General features: G+C 44.6%; 2 protein-coding genes. Both read left to right on the top strand.

Going from position 1 to position 1,839, the window contains the following annotated elements; translation table 11 throughout:
- The first annotated feature begins 291 nt into the window (after nt 1–291).
- On the top strand, nt 292–711 hold the full coding sequence (locus tag ACSZPU_RS25460; RefSeq protein ID WP_499004381.1) for a hypothetical protein: 420 nt from the start codon (nt 292–294) through the stop codon (nt 709–711).
- A complete protein-coding gene (locus tag ACSZPU_RS25455; protein ID WP_499004382.1) occupies nt 683–1,765 on the top strand; it encodes an apiosidase-like domain-containing protein in 1,083 nt (360 codons plus the stop codon). The genes ACSZPU_RS25460 and ACSZPU_RS25455 overlap by 29 nt, the downstream gene beginning before the upstream one ends.
- Nucleotides 1,766–1,839: the final 74 nt, after the last annotated feature.

Below are 1,839 nucleotides of genomic sequence, written 5' to 3'. Positions count from 1 at the left end.
TTCAGGCAACCGTCTGTGGTGTTTGCAGAGCTAAGATTGGCGGCTTAGCGTTGCACTTCGGAGTTGAATCCGCCTTTTCCTTTCTGTATTTTCCAACGCCAGCGCTTGCTGGCGTTTTTATTTATGGCTGATGCTATTTCCAATAGAAATCACATTTCTGTGGATTGACGGTTGTTCATGTCGATCATTGCTTTATGCTGTGCGATGGATTGCTACTGCGCTGCAGGCTAAACCACTAACCCTTTTTTATCGCCAGATCGTGTTCTGACAACAGAATAAGATCGAAACGGTTTGAATGTTGTGGTGAATGATTTGCAGGATAGTTTCAGATGCAGAGCGCCGTTTTCTTCATCTCTTCGAACAATAATTCCACCTTTACTCAGTCTGCAAATTCACTTCTTTCTCAAGCCTGAATCCTCAATAAGGAGAAAGTTGGTCGTTATCATTTCCCTGAAAAATCGCTATGCCGGTTTCGGTATGGGCGCGTTTATTCTCTCTACGCTTTTTGCCCCTTCGGCGCTGGCCGAAGCCATTTCCTTGCCGCAGTGGCACACGCATGACTTTGTTTTTAATACAAAGAATAAAACGACGGAGCCTTTTGAGCTCGAGTTTTATGCCACGTTTAAAACGAAGAAACTGGCAAGACGCTTAATGTGCCTGCGTTTTATAACGGCAATGAAGAATATGTTGTGCGTATGGCTCTACCAATGAAAATGCCTGGTCGACGAAAGATATCGACGACAAATATAACTTCAATCTGACCAAAGATTTCCCGTTCCTGGGGGATAACACTAAGCCGGACTACTCATCGCTTAACGTCGATTATTTCAAAAAACTCGATGAAAAAATCGCCTACCTGGAGAGCCAGGGCATCCAGGCGCACCTGATGATTTATGTCTGGAATAAAGCGGTAAACTGGGCGCCACTGGACAGTAAAGAGGACAAGCGCTATTTCGATTACGTTGTGAAACGCTATAGTGGTTATAACAACATTATCTGGGATGTGGCCAAGGAGTCGATGGATTACGGTCACGCGGATGCGCAATTCCTTAACGATCGTATTAATCGCATTCGTACGCTGGATCCGCGCCAGCATCTGGTCACACTGCATGATTTTATTTACGCCGAATTCCCGTTCCTGGCGGCGAATCTGGATTACATGTCCATTCAGGAGTGGTCGCCGAATATTGCGGAAAAAACCAAAGAACTGGTGAAATTACATCCGCAAAAACCAATTCATAATATTGAGAATGGTTGCTACGAGACCACGACGCATCGCATTTTCAGCGGAGCTTACATTAACTCTGAAACCTGCCTGGATCGTAATTATCAGATCTATTTCAATGGCGCATTCACCACGCATTACTGGCAAAACACCTCGTGGTTTGAGTTAAATTACGAACCGCAAAAGTTGCCGCAAGATAAGCAACCGAAAATGCAATGGCACAAAATATTTAAGGACTTTATTGATGCCTACCCGCTGACAAACGGGAAACCACACCAGTTCCATTTCTCCACCTGGTCACTTATCAACGATCAAAAAGATACCATTTTCTATCTGCAGGCTGACGGTGACGGCATTAAAGGCAACTTAACGCCGGAGTATAAGGATATGAAATACAAGGCTAAATGGTTATCCACGCAAACAGGGGAGATTATTGCGGTAGATAACAAAGATATGAAAGGCCAAATCTGGATTGATGCGATGAAGCCGGAGAAATTTGTCGGCAAACCGGCCATTCTGATTCTGGAACATATTAACTAGATAGTGTCGTCACAAGATTTTAGCCCAGAGAGCGATGCATCTGATCTGGACGGCAGCGAGAAATGAGGCCGTAT

The organism is Phytobacter sp. V69 (assembly GCF_965644215.1).
GTDB lineage: Bacteria > Pseudomonadota > Gammaproteobacteria > Enterobacterales > Enterobacteriaceae > Phytobacter.
The sequence above is the reverse complement of the archived record's forward strand: the minus strand, read 5'-3'. Positions and strand labels throughout refer to the sequence as shown.